Source organism: Streptomyces sp. NPDC006265 (genome assembly GCF_040613555.1).
Classification (GTDB): Bacteria; Actinomycetota; Actinomycetes; order Streptomycetales; family Streptomycetaceae; genus Streptomyces.
The window spans coordinates 1-3,416 of the sequence record NZ_JBEXSH010000930.1 but is presented as its reverse complement, the minus strand read 5'-3'; the positions used below and the strand labels follow the sequence as shown (position 1 = coordinate 3,416).

Below are 3,416 nucleotides of genomic sequence, written 5' to 3'. Positions count from 1 at the left end.
CGGCCTGCGCCAGGCGCAGTGCCTGGATGTAGTAGCGCTGGGCCAGGCCGGGTTGCCCCGTGTCGACGGCCATGTACCCGGCGAGCTCCGTGAGCCGGGCCACCGCGGCGAACAGGTCCCGCCCGACCGCCTCCCGGTAGGACCCCGCCAGCAGCCCCGAGACCACGCTGTTGAGGTAGTGCACGACGACCGGCCGCACATGCCCGCTGCCGTACTGGTGATCGAGGTCCACCAGCGCCTGCGTCATGGCCTGGACCGCCTGCACGTCGGACTGCCCCACCCGCGGCCCCGCCGAGCGGGACACCTGCGAGTCCGGCGAGGAGATCAGCCAGTCGCGGCTGGGCTCGACCAGCGCGGACGCGGCGACGGAGGAGCCGGACGGGAAGTCCCGCCGCCCCACGTCGCTGCGCCACAGCTCGCAGACCTGCTCGATGGCCCCCAGTACCGTCGGCGAGAACTGGAGCCCCACGCCCGAGGCGAGGTTCTTGCCGTTGGCCATGCCGATCTCGTCGATCGTGACCGTACGGCCGAGTTTGCGGCCCAGGGCCTCGGCGATGATCGCCGGGGCCCGGCCCCGTGGCTGCTGTCCGCGCAGCCAGCGCGCCACCGACGTCTTGTCGTAGCGCAGGTCGAGGCCGTGCTCGGCACCGCACATGTTGACCCGAGGACGTTATTGATCTTGTGGGAGCCGGTGTGGTTGAGGTCTTCGCGCTTGAGGAAGACGCGGGCGCCACCCGCTTCCGCGGCGAACCGGGGAACCTCGGTGAGGGACGAGGGGCGGCCGGTGTAGTTGACCAGGAGGTCGTCGAGTTCCTTGGCGAACTCGGGGTCGTGCTTGGCCTTGTCGTACTCGACGGCCACCTCGTCCACGGCGGCGACGAGGGCCTCGGGGATGAACTTGCCGCCGAAGGCCCCGAAGTAGCCTTCGGGGTTGGGCGTTTGCCCCTCGGGGTCGGGGATGAAGAACTGACTGGGCATGCGAATACCTCACGGTGAGTGTGTGTTGATCACTAATCGCCGTGGGGGCGAGGACTGTCTGTCGGCTGCGGGCCCGTTGGGGCTGGTCGCGCAGTTCCCCGCGCCCCTAGAGGGCGCGCTGCCATCGCATGCCGTTGACCTGCCCGGGCTCGTCACCGATGACGTACCGGACGCGGCGGCCGTGTACGCGGCGCGCGGGTGCGCGGCAGCCGCGGGGGCGGCAGCCGCGCGCGAGGCGGGCGTACCGGTCCAGGGTCATCATGGTGGGAGTCATCGGGGCAAGCCTAGCGGGTGATCAGCTCCGGCCGTGCCGGAGCGCGGGGTGCTCGCCGGCCGCCACCAGGTCCGAGACCGCCGTCCTCGGGTCCTTGCCCGTGACGAGGGACTCGCCGACCAGGACCGCGTCGGCGCCGGCGTTGGCGTACGCGATGAGGTCGTGCGGGCCGCGGACGCCGGACTCGGCGATCTTGATGATGTGGTCGGGGATCTCCGGTGCCACCCGCTCGAAGGTGCCGCGGTCGACCTCGAGGGTCTTGAGGTTGCGCGCGTTGACGCCGATCACGCGGGCGCCGGCGTCAGCCGCGCGCTCGACCTCGTCCTCGTCGTGCACCTCGACGAGCGGCGTGAGCCCGATGGACTCGGCGCGCTCGATGAGGGACTCCAGGGCGGGCTGGTCGAGGGCGGCGACGATCAGCAGCACGACGTCGGCGCCATAGGCGCGGGCCTCCCACAGCTGGTACGACGTGACCATGAAGTCCTTGCGCAGCACGGGGATGTCCACCCGGGCACGGACCGCCTCGAGGTCGGCGAGCGAGCCGCCGAAGCGGCGCTCCTCGGTGAGGACGGAGATGACGGCCGCGCCGCCCGCCTCGTAGTCCGCGGCGAGCCCGGCCGGGTCGGCGATCGCGGCCAGCGCGCCCTTGGAGGGGCTGGAGCGCTTGACCTCGCAGATGACCTTGACGCCGTCACCGCGCAGTGCGGCCGCACCGTCCTTGGCCGCGGGAGCCTTGGCCGCGCGCTCCTTGAGCTCGTCGAGGCTGACGCGCGCCTGCCGCTCCGCAAGGTCGGCACGGACTCCGTCGATGATCTCGTCGAGCACACTCACGCGAGCGGCCCCCTTCCAGACTCTTGACAGTTCCAGCGACCGATCGAAAACCGATGGTCACTGCGATGGTATCCGCAGCGGGGGGAAGGCCTCACATCCGGTTGACGGCGGTCCCACTACCTGGACATCCGCCTGTTGATCAAGGATGGAGCCAGCCACCGAAGGGCAGGTTCCGGACAATGGTGAAGACCAGCAGCAACGCTCCGAGGCTCCACACCAGCCCCGGGCGTGGGTCGATCCGCAGGGGGCGCCCGCGGACCGCGTGGACCACCCATACGGTCCACAGCACCGCGAAGCCCAGATAGCCGAAGGTCGCGGGCGCGTTGGCGTGCAGCGCCGCGAGGACGTCCCCGTGGGCGAAGGCGTGCGCGCTGCGCAGGCCGCCGCAGCCGGGGCAGTACAGGCCGGTGTAGCGCAGCAGCGGGCAGACGGGGTAGTGGCCGGGTTCGTTGGGGTCCACGGTGCCCACATAGGCAAAGGCAGCGGCGACGGCCGCGAGCACTCCGGCGGGGACGGCCAGACGGCTCGGGACGCTCTGCGTCACGCTTCGGCTCTCGGCGTTCACGGTATGCATTGTGCCCCGTACGCGCGTGAGGGGCAGTTCCGGCACTCGTGTGCCGGGCCGCCCCTCACGTGAGGACGTGCTCCGCGGAAAATGCCGCGGGGGTCAGCTCCCGGCGCCGGCCGGCTCGCGGTCGCCCGTGGTCCGGTGCGGCTGGTGCGCTTCCTTGGGCTGGCCCAGGCCCATCATCCGCATGATGCCGCCGACGACACCGCCGAGCAGCACGACCACCATGCCCGCCCAGAAGCCCACCGGCTGGTCCAGCACCATGAACGCGCCCGAGACGCAGAAACCGATGAAGGCGATCGTGACACCGGTCCAGGCGGCCGGGGTGTGACCGTGGCTGCTGCCCGCCATTGCTTGCTCCTCGTTGCTGTGTTCGTGTCTGAGCAGGACGCTCGGGCCCATTGTCCCGCACGTACGCGTGCGGGGTGATCGGGGGTACTCCCCGGTCCCTCGTGTGGGCTCAGGCGCCGGTCGGGTCCTCGCCGCGGTCGAGTGCCTTCCACAGGTCCTCGGGTCGGTCGGGGTCGACGGCGGGGGCTTTGCGGCGCGGCTGGGGCGTCGCGCCGCGCTCGTAGCGGCCGGACATGGCGGGCCACAGCCGGCCGTAGCGCAGGGCGAGCAGTCCGGCGACCAGGATCAGGACGCCGCCGACGACCGCGACGTACGGCCAGGCGGTGTGGCTGAGGGCGTCGACGGAGGCGTAGGCCGAAGGACTGCTGGCGGGTCTCGGCGTCGTAGATGGAGACCGGGAAGACGATCTTCTCG

General features: G+C 71.4%; 5 protein-coding genes and 2 pseudogenes. All 7 read right to left on the bottom strand.

The features are described from left to right. Positions 1-655 (bottom strand): annotated as a pseudogene (locus ABZ281_RS42975) (transcriptional regulator); the annotation flags it as partial. Between the two features lie 5 nt (positions 656-660). Further along, positions 661-978, bottom strand: a pseudogene (locus ABZ281_RS42970) (tryptophan synthase subunit beta); the annotation flags it as partial. A 106-nt stretch (positions 979-1,084) separates the two neighbouring features. Then, on the bottom strand, positions 1,085-1,252 hold the full coding sequence (locus ABZ281_RS42965) for a hypothetical protein (RefSeq protein ID WP_356663530.1): 168 nt from the start codon (positions 1,250-1,252) through the stop codon (positions 1,085-1,087). A gap of 21 nt (positions 1,253-1,273) precedes the next feature. Then, positions 1,274-2,083 (bottom strand): indole-3-glycerol phosphate synthase TrpC, encoded by an 810-nt coding sequence (trpC, locus tag ABZ281_RS42960; RefSeq protein ID WP_356663528.1) that lies wholly within the window; start codon positions 2,081-2,083, stop codon positions 1,274-1,276. A gap of 139 nt (positions 2,084-2,222) precedes the next feature. Next, a complete protein-coding gene (locus ABZ281_RS42955) occupies positions 2,223-2,657 on the bottom strand; it encodes a DUF2752 domain-containing protein (RefSeq protein WP_356663526.1) in 435 nt (144 codons plus the stop codon). A 93-nt stretch (positions 2,658-2,750) separates the two neighbouring features. Continuing rightward, positions 2,751-3,002, bottom strand: coding sequence for an HGxxPAAW family protein (locus ABZ281_RS42950; protein ID WP_030848361.1), 252 nt, complete (start codon positions 3,000-3,002; stop codon positions 2,751-2,753). Between the two features lie 109 nt (positions 3,003-3,111). Next, positions 3,112-3,416, bottom strand: a 305-nt coding sequence (locus tag ABZ281_RS42945) for a TIGR02234 family membrane protein (RefSeq protein WP_356663524.1), incomplete at its 5' end; no start/stop codon positions are given.